The organism is Streptomyces sp. Je 1-369, from assembly GCF_026810505.1.
In the GTDB taxonomy this organism is placed as follows: domain Bacteria; phylum Actinomycetota; class Actinomycetes; order Streptomycetales; family Streptomycetaceae; genus Streptomyces.
In genome coordinates, this window is record NZ_CP101750.1 from 2,391,385 (window position 1) to 2,411,465 (window position 20,081).

The window sequence follows — 20,081 nt, forward strand, 5'->3', positions numbered from 1 at the left end:
CCCCTCATGGCAGGTGTCGGTCGGTGACCGGGGGCCGGATCAGCCCGCCAGGCAGGACGGGCCGAGCAGCACCTTCAGGTCGCCGAAGAGCGCCGGGTCCGGCTTCACGCGGTGCCGGTCGAGGCGCAGCACGGTGGTCTTCTGCGCTCCCTGGAGCTTGATCCGCACCTCGCTGTTGCCGCGGTGGTGGCTGAGGACCTCTCCGAGGCGGGTGATCATCGGCGGGCTCACCTTGACCGTCGGGATGGTGATGATCACGGGCGCGTTGGTACCCGCGTTCGACAGGTCGGGGACCTGCATCTCCATCGCGACGAGCCGCGGCACGTCCTCGCGCTTGTCGAGGCGTCCCTTGACGAACACCACGGCGTCCTCGACCAGTTGCGTCGACACCAGCTGGTACGTGGCCGGGAAGAACATGCACTCGATGGATCCCGCGAGATCCTCGACGGTGGCGATCGCCCAGGCGTTGCCCTGCTTGGTCATCTTGCGCTGCAGGCCCGAGATGATGCCGCCGATGGTGACGACCGACCCGTCGGAGAAGTCACCGCCGGTGAGCTGCCCGATGCCCGCGTCCGCCTTGTCGGACAGGACGTGCTCCAGGCCGAAGAGCGGGTGGTCGGAGACGTAGAGACCGAGCATCTCGCGCTCCTGGGCGAGCAGGTAGGTCTTCTCCCACTCGTCCTCGGAGAACTCCACGTCCAGGCCGAAGCCGGGCTCGTCGCCGCCGGTCTCCTCGCCCATCCCCCCGAAGAGGTCGAACTGTCCCTCGGCCTCCTTGCGCTTGACCGCGACCACGTTGTCGATCATCGGTTCGTACTGCGCGGTGAGGCCCTTGCGGGTGTGCCCCATGGTGTCGAAGGCGCCCGCCTTGATCAGCGACTCCGTGGTGCGCTTGTTGCAGGCGGTGGCCTCGACCTTGTCCAGGTAGTCGGGGAAGGAGGTGAACTTCCCCTTGGCCTTGCGGGACCGGATGATCGACTCGACCACGTTCGTGCCGACGTTGCGCACGGCCTCCAGGCCGAAGAGGATCTCGTCGTCTCCCTGGGCGGCGAAGTTGTGCACCGACTCGTTCACGTTCGGCGGCAGCACCTTGATGCCCATGCGCCGGCACTCGTTCAGATAGACGGCCGACTTGTCCTTGTCGTCCTTCACCGAGGTGAGCAGCGCGGCCATGTACTCGGCCGGGTAGTTCGCCTTCAGGTAGGCGGTCCAGTAGGTGACCAGGCCGTACGCGGAGGAGTGCGCCTTGTTGAACGCGTATCCGGCGAACGGGACCAGGACGTCCCACAGGGCCTGGATCGCCTCGTCCGAGTACCCGTTCTTCTTCGCGCCCTCCTGGAAGAGGACGAAGTTCTTCGCCAGCTCCTCGGGCTTCTTCTTGCCCATCACGCGGCGCAGGATGTCGGCTTCACCCAGCGAGTACCCGGCGACGATCTGGGCGGCCTTCTGCACCTGCTCCTGGTACACGATGAGGCCGTAGGTGAGGCCGAGCGTCTCCTTCAGGGGCTCTTCGAGCTCCGGGTGGATCGGCGTGATCTCCTGGCGGCCGTTCTTGCGCTCGGCGTAGTTGATGTGCGAGTTCATGCCCATCGGGCCCGGCCGGTACAGGGCCGAGACGGCGGAGATGTCCTCGAAGTTGTCGGGCTGCATCTGGCGGAGCAGCGAGCGCATGGGGCCGCCGTCGAACTGGAAGACGCCGAGCGTCTCACCGCGGCAGAGCAGTTCGAAGGTCTTGGGGTCGTCCAGTTCGAGGGAGAGCATCTCCAGGTCGATGCCCTTGTCGTTCCGCACCATCTTGACGGCGTCGTCCATGATGGTGAGGTTGCGCAGGCCCAGGAAGTCCATCTTGAGCAGGCCGAGCGACTCGCACTGGGGGTAGTCCCACTGCGTGATGGTCACGCCGTCGGTGTGCCGCGTCCAGAGCGGGGCGTGGTCGACGATGGGCTCGCTGGACATGATCACGCCGGCCGCGTGCACACCCATCTGCCGGACCAGGCCCTCGACGCCCTTGGCGGTGTCGATGACCTTCTTCACGTCGGGCTCGTTCTCGTACATCCCCCGGATCTCGCCCGCTTCGCTGTAGCGCGGGTGCTTGGGGTCGGTGATGCCGGAGAGGTCGATGCCCTTGCCCAGGACGTCGGCGGGCATGGCCTTGGTGAGGCGGTCGCCCATCGCGTACGGATATCCGAGCACGCGCGCGGAGTCCTTGATCGCGTTCTTCGCCTTGATCTTGCCGTACGTGCCGATCATGGCGACCTTGTCGGCGCCGTACTTCTCCGTCACGTACCTGATCACCTCGACGCGCCTGCGCTCGTCGAAGTCGATGTCGACATCGGGCATGGAGACGCGCTCGGGGTTGAGGAACCGCTCGAAGATCAGGCCGTGCGTGATCGGGTCGAGGTCGGTGATGCCCATGGCGTACGCCACGATCGAACCGGCCGCGGAGCCTCGGCCCGGGCCGACCGCGATGCCGTTGTTCTTGGCCCACATGATGAAGTCGGCGACGACCAGGAAGTACCCCGGGAACCCCATCTGGATGATGATGTCCATCTCGTACTCGGCCTGCTTCTGGCGGTCCTCGGGGACGCCGCCCGGATAGCGGCGCTCCATGCCGCGGCGGACCTCCTCCTGGAACCAGGTGACCTCGGTGAAGCCCTCCGGGATGTCGAACTTCGGCATCAGGTCGCGCTTCTCGAACATGCCCGTGGTGTCGATCTGCTCGGCCACCAGGAGCGTGTTGCGGCAGCCCTCCTGCCACGCCTCCGAGGAGTCGATGGCGTACATCTCGTCCGTGGACTTCAGGTAGTAGCCCGTGCCGTCGAAGCGGAAGCGGTCCGGGTCGGAGAGGTTCTTGCCGGTCTGGATGCACAGCAGCGCGTCGTGCGCCACGGACTCGTGCGCGTACGTGTAGTGCGAGTCGTTCGTCACCAGGGGCGGGATGCCGAGCTTCTTGCCGACCCGGAGCAGGTCGTCACGGACCCGGCGCTCGATGTCGATGCCGTGGTCCATCAGCTCCAGGAAATACCGGTCCTTGCCGAAGATGTCCTGGTAGTCCGAGGCCGCCTGCACGGCCTCGTCGAACTGTCCGAGCCGCAGCCGCGTCTGCAGCTCGCCCGAGGGGCAGCCGGTGGAGGCGATAAGACCCTCCGACCACTGGGAGATGGTCTCCTTGTCCATGCGCGGCCACTTCTGCAGCCAGCCCTCGGCATAGGCGTCCGAGGACAGCTTGAAGAGGTTGTGCAGGCCCTTCTCGTTCGCCGCCCAGATCGTTTTGTGGGTGTAACCACCCGAACCGGACACGTCGTCGCGCTTCTGGTGCGGCTGCCCCCACTTGATCTTGCGCTTGTTCCGGCGCGACTCCGGCGCCACGTACGCCTCGATGCCGATGATCGGCGTCACGCCCGCCTTCTGCGCCGAGTGGAAGAAGTCGTACGCACCGTGCAGGTTGCCGTGGTCGGACATGGCGATATGCGTCATGCCCATCTCATTGGCCGCGTTGAACATGTCCTTGAGCCGCGCGGCACCGTCCAGGAGCGAGTACTGCGTGTGGACGTGCAGGTGCGTGAAGGGCGGCTTGGTCACGGTGGAAGGCCTCCGGCGAACGAGGGGTGACAGGCTGCGGGCAGTCTGGGGGGACAGCGTGGAAGTCTAATCCGGGGCGCTGACAACCGGTGGGCACTCGGGAGTACGGTCGAGCGTTGGAAGGGGCGGAACACCTGCCCCGAGGGGCGGAAGATCCCCCTGTCCCCGGAGGCGGAGCGTCCGCCCCCGTGTCACGCACCACCCCTGTACCAGGAGGCACCCAGCGATGTCGGTCCCGCAGCCCACGGCTGAGCAGCGCGGCGAGGAGATCCTCGCCGTCTTCGACACCGCGTTCGGCGAGCTGCTCGCCGCGGACCCCGCCGCGTTCCGGGTCAAGTTCCGGAAGATGGCCTCCTCCGCCTTCGCGTTCTACCGCGGCACGGCCTGCCTGTTCTACGGCGACCTGGAGCGCGAGCAGCACGGCGGGCCCTACCTCGACGACCGCACGGGCCGGGTGTGGATCCACGGCGACCTGCACGCCGAGAACTTCGGTACGTACATGGACGCGCAGGGCCGCCTGATCTTCAACGTGAACGACTTCGACGAGGCCTACGTGGGCCCCTTCACCTGGGACCTGAAGCGCTTCGCCGCCTCCGTGGCCCTGATCGGGTACACGAAGGCGCTCGGTGACGACCAGATCACCGACCTCGTGCGGACGTACGCGTCGGCGTACCGCGAGCGGATCCACGACCTGGCGACGGGCGCCAAGAGCGACGAGGTGCCGCCCTTCACGCTGGACACCGCTCAGGGCCCCCTCCTGGACGCCCTGCGCGACGCCCGCTCCCTGACCCGCTTCGGGCTGCTCGACTCGATGACCGAGATCCGCGACTTCGAGCGCCGCTTCGCGGACGGCGGCGGCTCCATCGAGCTCGACGCCGCCACGCGGTACAAGGTCCTCGCCGCGTTCGACGGCTATCTGGAGACGCTGCCGGAGTCCTCGCTCACCCGCCCCGACTCGTACCGCGTGAAGGACGTCGTGGGCCGTCGCGGCATCGGCATCGGCTCCGCGGGCCTGCCGTCGTACAACATCCTCCTGGAGGGCAACAGCGACGCCCTGGAGAACGACGTCGTGATCTACCTCAAGCAGGCGCAGACCCCCGCCGTCTCGCGCCACATCACGGACCCGGCGGTCCGTGGGTACTTCCAGCACGAGGGCCACCGCACCGTCATCTCGCAGCGCGCCCTCCAGGCGCACGCCGACCCGTGGCTCGGCTGGACCGAGCTGGACGGCGCGGGCCAGCTGGTCGCCGAGGTGTCGCCGTACGCCGTGGACCTGGACTGGTCGGACATCGACGAGATCGACGAGATCTCCGCCGTCGTCGCCGACCTGGGCCGCGCCACGGCCACGATGCACGCCGCGGCGGACGACGAGAGCGGCCACTCCGACCTGGTGCCGTTCTCCACGGAGCGCGCCATCGACGCCACGATCGCCGCGGACGAGGACGGCTTCGCGGACCTGCTCGTCGACTTCGCGCACTCGTACGGGGCACGCGCGCGTGCCGACCACCAGATCTTCGTCGACCTGTTCCGCAACGGCAGGATCCCGGGCCTGTAGGCGTCGCCCACAGGAACACATGGCACACTCCTCCGCGATGGACATATCCGGGATGCAGCTCAGAGTGGTGCGCGCGGCGCTCTTCACGGCACTCGTCGTGACGCTGTCCGCCGCGTCGCACGTGCTGCTGTCCCGCGTTCCCCTGCCGCTGACCACCGTCGCGGCGATCGCCGCCGCCGTCTTCGTCATCGCGTACGCGACGGCGGGGCGCGAGCGCGGGTACGGGCGGATCGCGGCCCTGCTGATCCCCCTGGAGCTGGCAGCCGACACGGTGTTCACCGCGGGGCAGCACGTCTGTTACGGCGAGGCGGGCGGCCCCGTCGCGGGCCCGCTGCGCGCCGTCGGCTTCGACGTGCTGTGCGGCGGGGCGCCCGTGGGGACCCCGCTGGCCAGGATGACCGCCGAGGGGCACGGCGCGGCCGCGCTCCTCACCGACGTGGATCCGGGCGCGGCCTGGCTGCTGCTCGGTGCGCACGTCGGGGTGGGCCTCCTCGCGGCGGCCTGGCTGCGGCGCGGCGAGCGGGCGCTGGCCCAGCTGCTGCGCGCGGTCGCCGCCGCGACGTTCCGGCCCCTGCTGATCGCGGTCGCCGCGGTCACCACCTCCCGCAGGCCCGTACGCCGCCTGCCGCGCCCCGCGCGCCGGGTGCGGGCGGCGGCGCGCACGCGGCTCCTCGTGCACTTCGTGGGACGGCGTGGACCGCCGTGCTCGGCCGTCATCGCCTGAGTACAGCTCCCCCACGCAGTTCGTCCACACGGAGAAAAAGATCATGAGCAAGCGCAACAGCCAGGCCGCCAAGTCCGCAGCGCGCGAGCGCATCCGCGTCCAGCAGGAGGCCGAGCGCAGGCGCGAGAAGCGCAAGCGGGGCGCCATCGTCGCCGGCGCGATCGTCGGCGTCCTCGCGATAGCCGGCGGCGTCGGCTACGCCGTCATGCAGTCCAACGCGCCCTCGAAGTGGGAGGAGGCCGCCGACGCCAAGGTGGTCGTCCCGGCGAACACCTCCGGCAAGGACGGCACCACGGTCACGATCGGCAAGTCCGACTCGAAGAACAAGGTCCACCTGTACGAGGACCCGCGCTGCCCCGGCTGCGCGGCCATGGAGCAGTCCATCGGCTCCGCGGTCGACAAGGGCATGAAGGACGGCGACTACAAGCTGACCTTCACCATCGGCACGTTCCTCGACAACAACCTCTCGGGCGAAGGGTCGAAGAACGCCCTGAGCGCGCTCGGCGCCGCCCTGGACGTCAGCTCCGACGCGTTCCTGGAGTACAAGACCGCGCTGTACTCGTCGAAGTACCACCCCTCGGAGTCCGCCGACGACTTCGCGAAGGACGAGTACCTGATCAAGGTCGCGAACACCGTGGACGCCCTCAAGGGCAACAAGAAGTTCAAGAGCGCCGTCGAGAAGGGGAAGTTCGACCCCTGGGCCCTCAAGATGAGCGACTCCTTCCAGTCGGCCGAGGGCGTGGACTCCACCCCGACCATCAAGATCAACGACAAGGCCATCGAGACGCCGAAGACCCCGGACGACTGGAAGGCCGCCCTGAAGAAGGCGGGCGTCACGAAGTAGCGGACTGATCATCCCGATCAGTAGTGGGCTGATAGCTCCGCCTGGGTAGCGGGCTGATCACCCAACAGGGGGGCGGACTTAACGCGTTCGCCCCCCTCGTGCGATTACCGCTCAGTATCGTGATCGCCTGTGACCAGTCGAAACGATCTTCATTCGTCGCTCAACTCCCCGGCGCCCAGCCGCCGTACGGTCGTCAAGGCCGCGGCCGCCACCGCCGTACTCGGCGCCCCCCTCGCCGCCATACCCGCCCACGCGGCCGAGAGACCCGCCTTCCACCACGGCGTCGCCTCGGGCGACCCGCTGCCCGACGGCGTCCTGCTCTGGACCCGTGTGACGCCCGCCCCGGACGCCGTGCCCGGCTCCGGCAAGGGCCCCGACACCGAGGTGACCTGGCAGGTGGCCGAGGACAAGGGGTTCACCCGGGTCGTCGGCCGCGGCAGCACCACCGCGCGGGCGGAGTCGGACCACACGGTGAAGGCCGACGTAAGGGGCCTGCACCAGGCGACCACCTATTACTTCCGCTTCTCCGTAGGGGATGTGCACTCCCCCGTGGGGCGTACCCGCACCACCCCCGCGCACGACGCCTCCGCGCACGGCGTCCGCTTCGGAGTGGTGTCCTGCGCCAACTGGGAGGCCGGTCACTTCTCCCCGTACCGCCACCTCGCGGCCCGCACCGAACTCGACGCGGTCCTCCACCTCGGCGACTACATCTACGAGTACCGGAGCGGCGAGTACCCCTCGGCCGAGAACGTCGTACGCCAGCACGAGCCGAAGCACGAGATCAGGACGCTCGCCGACTACCGCACCCGGCACGGCGTCCACAAGACCGACCCCGACGCGCAGGCGATGCACGCCACGCACCCCGTCATCGCGATCTGGGACGACCACGAGTTCGCCGACAACGCCTGGTCGGGCGGGGCCGTGAACCACTCACCGGAGACCGAGGGCGACTGGGCGGGCCGCATGGCGGCGGCCAAGCAGGCGTACTTCGAGTGGATGCCCGTGCGCGCCTCGACCGCGGGCACCGTCTACCGCCGCGTCCGGTTCGGCAGGCTGGCCGATCTGCACCTGCTCGACCTGCGGTCCTTCCGCTCCGAGCAGGCCGGGTTCGGCAGCGGCGAGGTCGACGACCCGGACCGCACGATCACCGGCCGCGCGCAGCTCGACTGGCTGAAGTCGGGCCTGGCCGCCTCGGACGCCGCCTGGAAGCTCGTCGGCACCTCGGTGATGATCACGCCGGTCGCCTTCGGCTCCCTGCCCGCGCATCTCCTGAAGCCCCTCGCGGAGTTGCTCGGCCTGCCCGGCGAGGGCCTGGCCATCAACACCGACCAGTGGGACGGCTACACGGACGACCGCAAGGAACTCATCTCCCACCTGCGGGACAACAAGATCCACAACACCGTCTTCCTCACCGGCGACATCCACATGGCCTGGGCGAACGACGTGCCGGTCAAGGCCGCCACGTACCCGCTGTCGGCCTCGGCCGCCACCGAGTTCGTGGTCACGTCGGTGAGCTCCGACAACATCGACGACATGCTCCACGTCGCCCCGCACACGGTCTCCCTCGTGGCGGCGGCCGCCCTCAAGGCCGCCAACCGGCACGTGAAGTGGCTCGACATGGACTCGCACGGCTACGGCGTCCTCGACGTCACCGCCGAGCGCTCGCAGATGGACTACTACGTCGTCTCGGACCGGACCGACCCGGCGGCCACCTCGTCCTGGGCCCGTTCGTACCGCACGCTGAGCGGCACGCAGAAGGTCGAGCGCGTGCACGCCCCGGTCCGCTGACCGCCGATCCCCAGGGGCAGGCTCTAGAGGGTCTCCAGGAAGCCGAGCGCCGTGCGCCACGTCGCCTCCGTGGCCTCGGCGTCGTAGTCGTCGAGGTCCGGGTCGGTGAAGAGGTGCCCGGCGCCCGCGTACCGGTAGATCTCCACGTCGGCGCCCGCCCGGCCCATCCGCAGGTACCAGGCGCTCAGCCAGTCGTCGGACTCGAACGGGTCGGGCTCGGCGACGTGCAGCTGCACGGGCAGCTCGTCCACGGCCGCGTTCTCCGCGAGGTCGGAGGTGCCGTGCAGGAGCAGCAGCCCGCGCGCCTTCTCGTCGCCGAGGGCGAGGGTCTGCGCGGTCGCGGCGCCGAGCGCGAAGCCCGCGTAGACGAGCCCCCGCTCCGAGTAGGGCGCTGCGGCGAGGATCGCGCGCTTCAGGATCTCGTCCTTGCCGAGCTCGTTCTGAAAGGTCCTGCCCTCCTCGACGCTGTCGAAGACGCGGCCCTCGAAGAGGTCGGGGGTCCACACCTCGTGCCCGGCGGCACGCAGCCGGTCGGCCGCCGCGTGCACCGCGGGCCGCAGGCCGTACGTCGAATGGAAAAGCACGATGTTCATGGGGCCATCGTGCCATCCGGGCCGTACCCCTACCCTCGGAGGCATGGAGAACGTACTGCGTCCGTTGATCGTGGTCGGCGGCTCGGTCGTGCTCACGGTGGTCGTCGGCTATCTGGTCGACGTACTGCTGCGCCGGGCCGACGAGCGGCACCACGACACACCGCTGTGGGGGCTGCTGCGCCGCTGCCGCATACCGCTGCAAGTCGTCCTGTGCACCGCCATCTTGAGAGGCTCCTACGCACAGACGAAGATCGCCAAGGACCACTCGGCGGACATCAGCCGCACGCTCACCCTCGTCCTCATCGGCTCCACCGCCTGGCTCGTCGTGCGGATCGCGGCGGCCATAGTCGAGTCGTCGTACGCGCGCTACGCGGCCATGCACCGCGACCCGGCCCGCGTCCGCCGCGTCCGCACACAGGTGACCCTCATCCAGCGGGTGGTCACCGCGATCGTCGGTGTCGTGGCCGTCGCCGCGATGCTCCTGACCTTCCCCGCCATGCAGGCCGCGGGCGCCTCACTGCTCGCCTCCGCCGGCATCCTCGGCATCGTCGCCGGTGTCGCCGCCCAGTCCACCCTCGGCAACCTCTTCGCGGGGCTGCAGATCGCCTTCGGCGACATGGTGCGACTCGGCGACACGGTGGTGGTGGACGGCGAGTGGGGCACGGTCGACGAGATCACGCTGACCTTCCTGACCGTCCGCACATGGGACGAGCGCCGGATCACCATGCCCGTGTCGTACTTCACGTCGAAGCCGTTCGAGAACTGGTCGCGGGGCGGCGCCGAGATGACCGGCACGGTCTTCTTCCAGCTGGACCACTCGGCGCCGATCGCGCTGATGCGCGACCGGCTCCACGACATCCTGCGGGACTGCGCCGCGTGGGACGGCAGGGACTGGGGCCTCGCGGTCACGGACACCACGCCGACGACGATCCAGGTCCGCGCCCTGGTCACCGCGAAGGACGCGGACGACATCTGGACGGTGCGGGTCACGGTGCGCGAGCAGATGGTCCGCTGGCTCACCGAGCACCACGCCTACGCGCTGCCGCGGGTCACCACCGGCACCGCCGAGTCGGCGTCGAACGGCCACCGCCCGCACTTCGAGCAGTTCACGCCGGACGCGCCCCGGACGGGACGCGGCTGAGCCGAGTCACCGCAGACTCCGTATGTCGAGGTGGTGCAGGACCCGGTCGACGACCTCGGGGTCGGCGCCGGGTTCGCTGCGGGCGGCAAGCACTTCGTGCCGGGCGGCGGACATCATCTCGCGCTGGATGCGCTGGACGGCCTTCCACCGGTCGACGCGCTTGGCGTACCGCTCGCGGCGCTCGTCGTCGACCAGGTCCGGGCTGATCCTGGCCCCGATGTCGAACGCCCCGCGCTGGAGCCGCTCGGTGACGTCCTCGGGGAGCTCCTCGACCTCCTCGATCTCCTTGAGGCGTCGCTTGGCGGCCTTGGCCGCCCGCAGGGCGAGCGTGCGCTCCAGCTCGCGCTCCTTGTCGGCGTCGGCGCGCACCCCGAGCCTGCGCACCAGCCAGGGCAGGGTGAGACCCTGCGCGATGAGGGTCGCCATGATCACGCAGAACGCGATGAAGATGATCTCTTCGCGGGCCGGGAACGGAGAACCGTCCTCCGTCTTGAGCGGAATGGCGAGCGCCAGCGCCACCGACGCCACGCCCCGCATCCCCGACCACCACATGACGACGGTCTCGCGCCAGGTGGTCGGGATCTCCTCGTCGACGTCGCGCAGCTTGTGCAGCCGCTTGGCCAGCCACGTCGCGGGCAGCAGCCACAGCAGGCGTACGCCGACGACGACGGCGACGATCGCCGCGCCCCAGCCGAACATCTCCCACTGGCGGCCGCTCGCGATGCCGAAGACGTTGTGCAGCTCCAGGCCGATGAGGCCGAAGGCGATGCCGGTGACCAGGGTGTCCACGATCTGCCAGAACGTCTGCCCGGTGATCCGGCCGAGCACGTCGTCGGCGTCGACGGCGTTCTCCGCGAGGTAGAGCGCGGTGACGAGGACCGCGAGCACACCGGATCCGTGCAGCTCCTCGGCGAGCACGTAGCTGACGAACGGCACGAGGAGGGTGAGACCGGTCTGCAGGGTGGCCTCGCCGAGGAGCCCCATGAGCTTGTTGGTGAGCCAGCCGAGCACGAGGCCGACGACGATGGCGACCACGGCCGACAGGACCAGGAGCCCCACGGCGGAGGGCCAGGAGAAGGAACCGCTCACCGCCGCCGTGATCGCCACGTGGTAGAGCACGATGGCCGTGACGTCGTTGAAGAGGCCCTCGCCCTCCAGGATCGAGACGAGCCTGCGCGGCAGCCCCAGCGACCCGGCGACCGCGGTCGCGGCGACCGGGTCGGGCGGCGCGACGAGCGCCCCCAGCGCCACGGCCGCAGCGATCGGCAGCCCCGGCACGAACGAGTTGGCGACCGCCGCGACCGCCGCGGTCGTCACGAAGACCAGCGCCACCGCGAGCAGCAGGATCGGGCGGATGTTGGCCGTGAACTGCCGCCACGACGTGCGCTGCACGGCGGCGTAGAGCAGCGGCGGGAGCACCAGCGGAAGGATGTAGTCCGGCGGGATCTCCACATTGGGCACGAACGGCAGCAGCGCCATGCCGATGCCGGCCAACGTCATCAGGACCGGCGCGGGCAGCCCGAGCCGGTCCCCCAGGGGCACCGTGACCACGGCACCGAGCAGCAAGATGAGCACCAGCGCCAGTTGATCCACGTGTGCACTCCGGCGGTCGAGACTTGGACGATCAAGACCTCAACCCTGCCACGCCCGCACCACCAACCGGAGCAGCGCGCTCACTGGGCTCGCTGGGTGAGTGACTTCCGCATGGCGCGGTGCGGGATACCGGCGTCGGGGAACTCCGGCCCATACACCTCGTACCCGAGGCGTTCGTAGAAGCCCAGGGCGTGGGTCTGCGCGTGCAGGTCGACCGCGCTCAGGCCACGCGCGCGTGCCGTGTCCTCGATGGCCCGGACCAGGGCGGCGCCCACGCCGAGCCCGCGCGCGGCCCGCGTCACCGCGAGCCTGCCGAGGGCGCCCACGGTGGTGTCCCCGCCGTTCTTGGCGGCCGCGGCGGATCCGGTCAGGAGGCGGCCCGTGCCCAGCGGGACGCCGTCCGCACGGACGGCCAGGACGTGCACCGCCCGGGCGTCGTACTCGTCGTACTCCAGCTCTTCGGGGACCTGCTGCTCGGCCACGAAGACGTCCTTGCGGACGGCGAAGCAGGCCTCCACGTCGTCGGTGTTCTCGGCGACCCGGACCGTCACTCCGGTCACGAGCTCTCCGCCCGGACCCGGTCGAGCGCCTTCTGGAGGTCCTCGGGGTAGCCGCTCTCATACTCCACCCACTGGCCGTCGCCCGGGTGCTCGAAGCCGAGCCGGACCGCGTGCAGCCACTGGCGGGTGAGGCCGAGACGCTTGGCGAGGGTCGGGTCCGCGCCGTACGTCAGGTCGCCCACGCACGGGTGCCGGTGGGCCGACATGTGCACGCGGATCTGGTGCGTGCGTCCCGTCTCCAGCTTGATGTCGAGCAGGGAAGCGGCGCGGAAGGCCTCGATGAGGTCGTAGTGCGTCACGGAGGGCTTGCCCTCGGCCGTGACCGCCCACTTGTAGTCGTGGTTCGGGTGGCGGCCGATGGGGGCGTCGATGGTGCCGCTCATCGGGTCGGGGTGGCCCTGGACCAGCGCGTTGTAGCGCTTGTCGACCGTACGCTCCTTGAACTGGCGCTTCAGGGAGGTGTACGCCCGCTCCGACTTGGCGACGACCATCAGGCCGGACGTGCCGACGTCGAGGCGGTGCACGATGCCCTGGCGCTCGGCCGCGCCGGAGGTGGAGATCCGGTATCCGGCCGCCGCGAGGCCGCCGATCACGGTCGTGCCGGTCCAGCCCGGGCTGGGGTGCGCGGCCACGCCGACCGGCTTGACGATCACGACGATGTCGTCGTCGTCATGCACGATCTCCATGCCCTCGACGGGCTCGGCGACGATCTGCACCGGAGCGGGCGCCTGCGGCATCTCGACTTCCAGCCAGGCGCCGCCGTGCACCCGCTCGGACTTGCCGACCACCGAGCCGTCGACCGAGACCTTCCCCGCCGCGGCAAGCTCGGCGGCCTTCGTACGGGAGAACCCGAACATGCGCGAGATGGCGGCGTCGACGCGCTCGCCCTCCAGGCCGTCCGGCACGGGCAGGGTACGGATCTCGGGAATCGTGCTCACCCATTGAGTATGCAGGAGCGCACCGACACTCCCGCACCACAGGGTTCCCGCCCGCGTCCGGAAGGTCGGCTCTCAGGCTCTCAGTCCTTGTGGACGGTGCCGTCCGGGTCCAGGCCGCGGAAGGAGAGCAGCACGATCAGGATGCCGCCGCAGACGATCGCCGAGTCCGCGAGGTTGAACACCGCGAAGCCCTTGGGGGCGATGAAGTCGACGACCGCGCCCTCGAAGACGCCGGGCGTGCGGAAGAGGCGGTCGGTGAGGTTGCCGAGGGCGCCGCCGAGGAGCAGGCCGAGCGCGATCGCCCACGGCAGGCTGTACAGCTTGCGGGCGAGCCGTGCGATCACCACGATGACCGCCGCGGCGATGCACGTGAAGATGATGGTGAAGGCCTCGCCGAAGCCGAAGGCCGCGCCCGCGTTGCGGATCGCGGAGAGGCGGAGCCACTCGCCGACCAGCTCGATCGGCTCGTGGTGCTCCAGCTTGGCGACCACGATCATCTTGCTGATCAGGTCGAAGGCGTACGCGACGACGGCCACCGCGAAGAGCACGGCGATCCTGCGCTTGCCCTTGCCGTCGGCGGTCCCGGCCTCGGCCTCGGCGTCGGCCGCGCCTTCGGCGTCGGGCTCGGCCCGCTGCCCGTCCTGCTCGGCCGCCGCCGACTCCCCGGAGTCCGGACCGGACTGCTCCGGCCCGTCCCCGGCCGCCTCAGGGATGTCCGGCGTACCGATGATGCGCTCCGCCTCTGCCACGTGAGTCCCTCAACCTAGGTACCTGACTGGGGACGAGAGTACGGCACACACGTACGGTCCCCGGTGCCCAGGCCGTGCTCAGTAGCGCCGTTCCTGCTTCTGCTTGCACTCCACGCACAGCGTCGCGCGCGGGAAGGCCTGCATCCGTGCCTTGCCGATCGCGTTGCCGCAGTTCTCGCAGAGGCCGTACGTCCCCGCGTCGAGGCGCTCCAGGGCGCGCTCGGTCTGCAGGAGCATCTCGCGCGCGTTGGCGGCGAGCGCCATCTCGTGCTCCCGCGTGATGTTCTTCGTGCCGGTGTCCGCGTCGTCGTCGCCCGCTCCGTCCCCGGAGTCCCGCATCAGCCCCGCAAGGGCGTCCTCGGAGGACGCGATCTCGCTGCCGAGCCGCAGCACCTCGCTCTGCAGCTCCGTGCGGGCCTCGGCGACCTCTGCCGGGGTCCAGGGGTCCTCCCCGGGCCGGACCGCGAGCTCACCGGGCTCCGCGGCGGCGGCGCGCGCCTTGGGCACCGCCGTCGGCTGCTTCGCTGCTGTCGCCGTGCCCGGAGTCTTCTTCGCAACCACCGTCGTGGCTCCCGTCGTCTCCGCGGCCTCAGCCGCACCCTCGGCCGCGGACGCGGCCGTCTTCTTGGCCGTGCTCTTCTTGGCGGTGCTCTTCCTGGCGGTGCTCTTCTTGGCGGCCGCTTTCTTCACCGGGGCGGCTTCGCCCTCGGTACCGGAAGCATCCGCCTCGACGGCGGTCTTCTTGGCAGCGGTTTTCTCGGCCGCCACCTTCTTGGCCGCCGTCTTCTTGGCCGCCGTCTTCTTGCCGACGGCCTTCTTGGCCGCGGACCCACCCGCCGGGGCCTTCGCCGCGGTCGACGTCGTGGTCGGTGCCTTCTTCGCCGCCGTCTTCTTGCCGCTCACATCCTTGGCCGTCCCCGCGGCCGCGGGGGTGGATCTGCCGGACGCCGACTGCTGTACGGCGGTCTTCTTCGCCACCATGGCCGCGGCCCCTTCACATATTGTGATCTTGCTCGCGAATCGTGCTGGGACGATAAATCGACTCCAGGCCCGCGGCAACGGGGCACGCCGCCCGATCCCCCGCCCCACGGGTGCCGCGAGGCGAGTCTGCAAGCGTTGTGCCCAACTCCCCGGCGGGTAATCCGCGGGACAGGACACGCCCGGAACCGCTCGCCCCGCATGTCGCCATTCGGGTCAGCCGAGGCCTCCTCCCCCACCCGCCCCGGGACTCCCGGAAAACCGGTCGGAGTACCCTCCCCGCGCGCCGTACACTGGACGGCAGCGAGAAGCGTGGATGGGGACGAGTAGCGGCGTACGCAGCCATGAGCGACCCGGGGACGGTGAGAGCCCGGGGGCCGGCGCGACGTGAAGATCACCCCGGAGCCGCCGGAAGAACGCCGAAGCGCCACAGCCGAGGCCAGTAGACCCGGTATCGCGACCCCAATGAGGGGGCTCACCGGTGCGAACCCCGCGCCGGAGGGCCAAGGAGGGTGGTACCGCGGGAGCGCGCCGCACCAGGCGCACACGGCTCTCGTCCCTCCGACGGAAGGCAGCACATCCGCCGGAGGACTCGTTGAATACGCCGCCGCAGTACCGTCAGGTGCCCGCCCAGGTCGACCTGCCCGCCCTCGAGCACGCCGTGCTCGACTTCTGGCGCGAGCAGAAGATCTTCGCCCGGAGCCTCGAGCAGTCCGAGGGCCGCCCCGAGTGGGTGTTCTACGAAGGCCCGCCCACCGCCAACGGCATGCCGGGCGCCCACCACATCGAGGCCCGCGTCTTCAAGGACGTCTTCCCGCGCTTCCGCACGATGCGGGGCTACCACGTGGCCCGCAAGGCCGGCTGGGACTGCCACGGCCTCCCCGTGGAGCTCGCGGTCGAGAAGGAACTCGGGTTCAACGGCAAGAAGGATATCGAGGCGTACGGCATCGCCGAGTTCAACGCCAAGTGCCGCGAGTCCGTGACCCGGCACACCGACGCCTTCGCCGAGCTCACGACCCGCATGGGGTACTGGGTCGACCTCGACGACGCGTACCGCACCATGAACCCCGAGTACGTCGACTCGGTCTGGTGGTCGCTGAAGGAGATCTTCAACAAGGACCTCCTCGTCCAGGACCACCGTGTCGCCCCCTGGTGCCCGCGCTGCGGCACGGGCCTCTCGGACCACGAGCTCGCGCAGGGCTACGAGACGGTCGTCGACCCTTCCGTCTACGTCCGTTTCCCCCTCACCTCCGGTCCTCTCGCGGGCGAGGCCGCCCTCCTGGTCTGGACGACGACCCCGTGGACCCTCGTCTCCAACACCGCTGTCGCCGCGCACCCCGACGTCACGTACGTCGTCGCGACGGACGGCAAGGAGAAGCTGGTCGTCGCCCAGCCGCTCGTCGAGAAGGCCCTCGGCGAGGGATGGGAGACCACCGGCGAGACCTTCACCGGCGCCGAGATGGAACGCTGGAACTACCAACGTCCCTTCGAGCTCGTAGAGTTCCCGAGCGCCGGCGAGGGGACCAATGGGCACAGCCCGGCCCCGGCGCACTACGTCGTGAACGCCGACTACGTCACGACCGAGGACGGCACCGGCCTCGTCCACCAGTCCCCCGCCTTCGGTGAGGACGACCTCAAGGTCTGCCGTGCGTACGGCCTGCCGGTCGTGAACCCGGTCCGCCCGGACGGCACCTTCGAGGAGGACATCCCGCTCGTAGGCGGCGTCTTCTTCAAGAAGGCCGACGAAAGCCTGACCAAGGACCTCGACGACCGCGGCCTGCTCTTCAAGCACATCGCCTACGAGCACAGCTATCCGCACTGCTGGCGCTGCCACACGGCCCTGCTCTACTACGCGCAGCCGTCCTGGTACATCCGCACCACGGCCATCAAGGACCGCCTCCTCCAGGAGAACGAGAAGACCAACTGGTTCCCGGAGTCGGTCAAGCACGGCCGCTTCGGCGACTGGCTGACCAACAACGTCGACTGGGCCCTGTCCCGCAACCGCTACTGGGGCACCCCGCTGCCCATCTGGCGCTGCGAGGAGGACCACCTCACCTGCGTCGGCTCGCGCGCCGAGCTCTCCGACCTGACGGGCACCGACCAGTCGGGCCTCGACCCGCACCGCCCGTACATCGACGCGGTCACCTTCGCCTGCCCGCAGGAGGGCTGCGGAGCGACGGCCACGCGCGTGCCGGAGGTCATCGACGCCTGGTACGACTCGGGCTCGATGCCGTTCGCGCAGTGGGGCTACCCGCACAAGAACAAGGAGCTCTTCGAGAGCCGCTACCCCGCGCAGTTCATCTCGGAGGCCATCGACCAGACCCGCGGCTGGTTCTACACGCTGATGGCCGTCGGCACCCTGGTCTTCGACAAGTCGTCCTACGAGAACGTGGTCTGTCTCGGCCACATCCTCGCCGAGGACGGCCGCAAGATGTCCAAGCACCTGGGCAACACCCTGGACCCGGTCCCGCTCATGGACCAGCACGGCGCCGACGCGGTCCGCTGGTTCATGGCGGCAGGCGGCTCCCCGTGGGCGGCCCGCCGCGTGGGCCACGGCACCATCCAGGAGGTCGTCCGCAAGACCCTCCTCACGTACTGGAACACGGTCGCCTTCCAGGCGCTCTACGCCCGTACGTCGAAGTGGGCCCCCAGCGACGCCGACCCGGCGCCCGCCGACCGCCCGCTCCTGGACCGCTGGCTGCTCAGCGAGCTGCACGCACTGACCGACCAGGTCACCCAGGCCCTGGAGAGCTACGACACCCAGCGCGCGGGCAAGCTCCTTTCCGTCTTCGTCGACAACCTCTCGAACTGGTACGTCCGCCGCTCCCGTCGCCGCTTCTGGCAGGGCGACAAGGCGGCGCTGCGCACCCTGCACGAGGTCGTCGAGACGGTCACGCGCCTGCTGGCCCCGCTGACGCCGTTCATCACGGAGCGCGTCTGGCAGGACCTGATCGTGCCGGTGACGCCCGACGCCCCGGAGTCGGTGCACCTCTCCACCTGGCCGGAGGCGGACCTCTCCGCCATCGACCCGGACCTGTCCCAGCAGATGGTCCTCGTACGCCGACTCGTCGAGCTCGGCCGCGCCACGCGCGCGGAGTCGGGCGTCAAGACCCGCCAGCCGCTCTCCCGCGCGCTGATCGCGGCGACGGGCTTCGAGTCCCTCAACCCGGAGCTGCACGCCCAGATCACCGAGGAGCTCAACGTCTCCTCGCTGGCGTCGCTCTCCGAGGTCGGCGGTTCACTGGTCGACACCACCGCCAAGGCGAACTTCCGGGCGCTCGGCAAGCGGTTCGGCAAGGGCGTCCAGGCGGTCGCCAAGGCCGTCGCCGACGCGGACGCCGCCGCGCTGTCCCTCGCCCTGCGCGAGGGCACGGCCTCCGTCGAGGTCGACGGCGAGACGGTGACGCTGGCCCCGGACGAGGTCATCATCACGGAGACCCCGCGCGAGGGCTGGTCGGTGGCGTCCGAGTCCGGCGCCACGGTCGCCCTTGACCTGGAGATCACCGAGGAACTGCGCCGGGCAGGACTGGCCCGCGACGCGATCCGCATGATCCAGGAGGCCCGCAAGAACAGCGGCCTGGACGTCGCGGACCGGATCGCCCTGCGCTGGACCTCGACGGACGAGGCGGTGTCCACCGCCCTGGCCGAGCACGCCGGTCTGATCGCGGACGAGGTCCTCGCCACCGACTTCGCCCGGGGCGAGGCGGACGACACGTACGGAGAGCCGTTCACGGACGACTCCCTGAAGCTGACGTTCCGCCTCCGCAAGGCGTAAGCACTCGCGCGAAAGGCCCGGTCCCCATGGGGCCGGGCCTTTCGCGCACCCCACCTCCCGAGGTACACAAAAGGGCCGGGCCCCCAGAAACTCTGGGGGCCCGGCCCTGAACGCTGCCGACGCCTAGGGCGTGGTCACGCCCGTCAGTTGTCGTCCTCGTCGATGAGGAAGCCGCGCATCGGCGACGGAGCCTGCTGCATCGGGGCGGGGCCCTGCGGCCGCACCGGCGCCATCGGCTGGGTCATCGCGGGAGACATCTGCTGCTGGCCGCCGTAGGACGGGCCGCCGTTGGGCTGGTTGTTGCCCATCGACTGGTTGCCGCCGTAGGACGGGGCACCCGCACCGGCCGGAGCCATCGACGGCGCCGGGGACGGCGGCAGCGAGGCGGTGGCCGGAGTGCGCGGGGGCGCCAGCGAGTCGTCGGCCTGGGTCTCCAGCTGACGCAGCTGCGACTCCAGGTACGACTTCAGACGCGTGCGGTACTCGCGCTCGAAGCCGCGCAGGTCCTCGACCTTGCGCTCCAGCGTGGCGCGAGCGGACTCCAGGGAGCCCATCGCGACGCGGTGCTTCTCCTGCGCGTCCCGCTCCAGGGCGTCGGCCTTGGCACGGGCGTCACGCTCAAGACCCTCGGCGCGCGAACGGGCCTCGCCGACGATCTTGTTGGCCTCGGAACGGGCCTCCGCGATCGCCTGGTCGGCGGTCTGCTGCGCAAGGGAGAGCACACGGGCGGCGCTGTCGCCACCGGGGCCCTGACCGGGCTGCGGCATCTGCGGGCCGCCCATGGGACCGCCGCCCATCGGACCGCCCATGGGGCCGCCCATCGGACCCTGCCCCATCGGGCCCGGACCCTGCTGACCGCCCTGCGGACCGTGTCCACTGGGACCTGCGGGCAGCTGCGGAGCGCCGCCGGGCAGCTGCGGCGGGCCGCCCATGGGGCCACCCATCTGCTGCTGCGGCGGGACCGGCTGCGGACCCGATATAGCGGCGGGCACGGGGGCGCCGGGACCGCGCTGGTCCTGCGGGCCGGGGCCGCCGTCGGGGCCCTTGCGCATCCCGCCCTGCTGCTGGTTCTGCGCGGCGGCACGGGTGGCCGCGGCGAGCTTGGCGCGCAGGTCCTCGTTCTCACGGAGGAGCCGCGTCAGTTCGGCTTCGACCTCATCGAGGAAGGCATCGACCTCGTCCTCGTCATAGCCTTCTCGGAGGCGGACGGTCGTGAACTGTTTGTTCCGCACGTCCTCGGGGGTCAACGGCATCTCTTCAC

At 70.1% G+C, this 20,081-nt stretch carries 14 protein-coding genes; 6 read left to right on the forward strand and 8 right to left on the reverse strand.

All coding sequences use genetic code 11. From position 1 onward, the window contains the following. Positions 1-39: 39 nt before the first annotated feature. A complete protein-coding gene (dnaE, locus tag NOO62_RS10965; protein WP_268770690.1) occupies positions 40-3,582 on the reverse strand; it encodes a DNA polymerase III subunit alpha in 3,543 nt (1,180 codons plus the stop codon). A gap of 226 nt (positions 3,583-3,808) precedes the next feature. Here dnaE and NOO62_RS10970 point away from each other — a divergent pair, with 226 nt between their 5' ends. The 4 genes from NOO62_RS10970 to NOO62_RS10985 all read left to right on the forward strand — a co-directional run bounded on the left by NOO62_RS10970 (position 3,809) and on the right by NOO62_RS10985 (position 8,493). Next, positions 3,809-5,137: a DUF2252 domain-containing protein gene (locus NOO62_RS10970; RefSeq protein ID WP_268770691.1), complete on the forward strand. Its 1,329-nt coding sequence runs from the start codon at positions 3,809-3,811 to the stop codon at positions 5,135-5,137. Between the two features lie 37 nt (positions 5,138-5,174). Beyond that, positions 5,175-5,861 carry a hypothetical protein gene (locus NOO62_RS10975; protein WP_268775565.1) on the forward strand — a complete coding sequence of 229 codons (687 nt, stop codon included), beginning with the start codon at positions 5,175-5,177 and terminating at the stop codon, positions 5,859-5,861. A 43-nt stretch (positions 5,862-5,904) separates the two neighbouring features. Beyond that, the gene (locus NOO62_RS10980) at positions 5,905-6,705 is read left to right on the forward strand and encodes a DsbA family protein (RefSeq protein ID WP_268770692.1); all 801 of its coding nucleotides are present in this window, start codon (positions 5,905-5,907) and stop codon (positions 6,703-6,705) included. Positions 6,706-6,834: 129 nt separating this feature from the next. Then, on the forward strand, positions 6,835-8,493 hold the full coding sequence (locus tag NOO62_RS10985) for an alkaline phosphatase D family protein (protein ID WP_268770693.1): 1,659 nt from the start codon (positions 6,835-6,837) through the stop codon (positions 8,491-8,493). 23 nt (positions 8,494-8,516) lie between these two features. Here NOO62_RS10985 and NOO62_RS10990 read toward each other — a convergent pair whose 3' ends face one another. After that, positions 8,517-9,086, reverse strand: a complete 570-nt coding sequence (locus tag NOO62_RS10990; RefSeq protein ID WP_268770694.1) for a dienelactone hydrolase family protein — start codon at positions 9,084-9,086, stop codon at positions 8,517-8,519. Positions 9,087-9,129: 43 nt separating this feature from the next. Here NOO62_RS10990 and NOO62_RS10995 point away from each other — a divergent pair, with 43 nt between their 5' ends. Beyond that, positions 9,130-10,227, forward strand: a complete 1,098-nt coding sequence (locus NOO62_RS10995; protein ID WP_268770695.1) for a mechanosensitive ion channel family protein — start codon at positions 9,130-9,132, stop codon at positions 10,225-10,227. A gap of 6 nt (positions 10,228-10,233) precedes the next feature. On the opposite strand, the gene NOO62_RS11000 is transcribed toward NOO62_RS10995, so the two are convergent. The 5 genes from NOO62_RS11000 to NOO62_RS11020 all read right to left on the reverse strand — a co-directional run bounded on the left by NOO62_RS11000 (position 10,234) and on the right by NOO62_RS11020 (position 15,048). Next, positions 10,234-11,820, reverse strand: coding sequence for a Na+/H+ antiporter (locus NOO62_RS11000; protein WP_268770696.1), 1,587 nt, complete (start codon positions 11,818-11,820; stop codon positions 10,234-10,236). Positions 11,821-11,900: 80 nt separating this feature from the next. Continuing rightward, positions 11,901-12,380 carry a GNAT family N-acetyltransferase gene (locus NOO62_RS11005; protein ID WP_268770697.1) on the reverse strand — a complete coding sequence of 160 codons (480 nt, stop codon included), beginning with the start codon at positions 12,378-12,380 and terminating at the stop codon, positions 11,901-11,903. Beyond that, the gene (locus NOO62_RS11010) at positions 12,377-13,318 is read right to left on the reverse strand and encodes an RluA family pseudouridine synthase (protein ID WP_268770698.1); all 942 of its coding nucleotides are present in this window, start codon (positions 13,316-13,318) and stop codon (positions 12,377-12,379) included. Before NOO62_RS11010 ends, NOO62_RS11005 begins: the two co-directional genes overlap by 4 nt. 80 nt (positions 13,319-13,398) lie before the next feature. Continuing rightward, positions 13,399-14,067: a signal peptidase II gene (gene lspA / locus NOO62_RS11015; RefSeq protein ID WP_268770699.1), complete on the reverse strand. Its 669-nt coding sequence runs from the start codon at positions 14,065-14,067 to the stop codon at positions 13,399-13,401. A gap of 78 nt (positions 14,068-14,145) precedes the next feature. Further along, entirely contained in the window at positions 14,146-15,048 is a 903-nt protein-coding gene (locus tag NOO62_RS11020) for a TraR/DksA family transcriptional regulator (protein WP_268770700.1), read from the reverse strand. A gap of 592 nt (positions 15,049-15,640) precedes the next feature. On the opposite strand from NOO62_RS11020, the gene ileS reads away from it, so the two are divergent. Continuing rightward, positions 15,641-18,820, forward strand: coding sequence for an isoleucine--tRNA ligase (gene ileS / locus NOO62_RS11025; protein WP_268770701.1), 3,180 nt, complete (start codon positions 15,641-15,643; stop codon positions 18,818-18,820). 143 nt (positions 18,821-18,963) lie between these two features. Here ileS and NOO62_RS11030 read toward each other — a convergent pair whose 3' ends face one another. After that, positions 18,964-20,073 (reverse strand): DivIVA domain-containing protein, encoded by a 1,110-nt coding sequence (locus NOO62_RS11030; protein WP_268770702.1) that lies wholly within the window; start codon positions 20,071-20,073, stop codon positions 18,964-18,966. Between the last annotated feature and the right edge of the window lie 8 nt (positions 20,074-20,081).

Coding starts and splice junctions, on each gene's coding strand:
- NOO62_RS10990 (WP_268770694.1), bottom strand. CDS start 9,086: ATGAACATCGTGCTTTTCCATTCGACGTACGGCCTGCGGCCCGCGGTG.
- NOO62_RS10970 (WP_268770691.1), top strand. CDS start 3,809: ATGTCGGTCCCGCAGCCCACGGCTGAGCAGCGCGGCGAGGAGATCCTC.
- NOO62_RS10995 (WP_268770695.1), top strand. CDS start 9,130: ATGGAGAACGTACTGCGTCCGTTGATCGTGGTCGGCGGCTCGGTCGTG.
- NOO62_RS10980 (WP_268770692.1), top strand. CDS start 5,905: ATGAGCAAGCGCAACAGCCAGGCCGCCAAGTCCGCAGCGCGCGAGCGC.
- NOO62_RS11030 (WP_268770702.1), bottom strand. CDS start 20,073: ATGCCGTTGACCCCCGAGGACGTGCGGAACAAACAGTTCACGACCGTC.
- NOO62_RS10975 (WP_268775565.1), top strand. CDS start 5,175: ATGGACATATCCGGGATGCAGCTCAGAGTGGTGCGCGCGGCGCTCTTC.
- NOO62_RS11020 (WP_268770700.1), bottom strand. CDS start 15,048: ATGGTGGCGAAGAAGACCGCCGTACAGCAGTCGGCGTCCGGCAGATCC.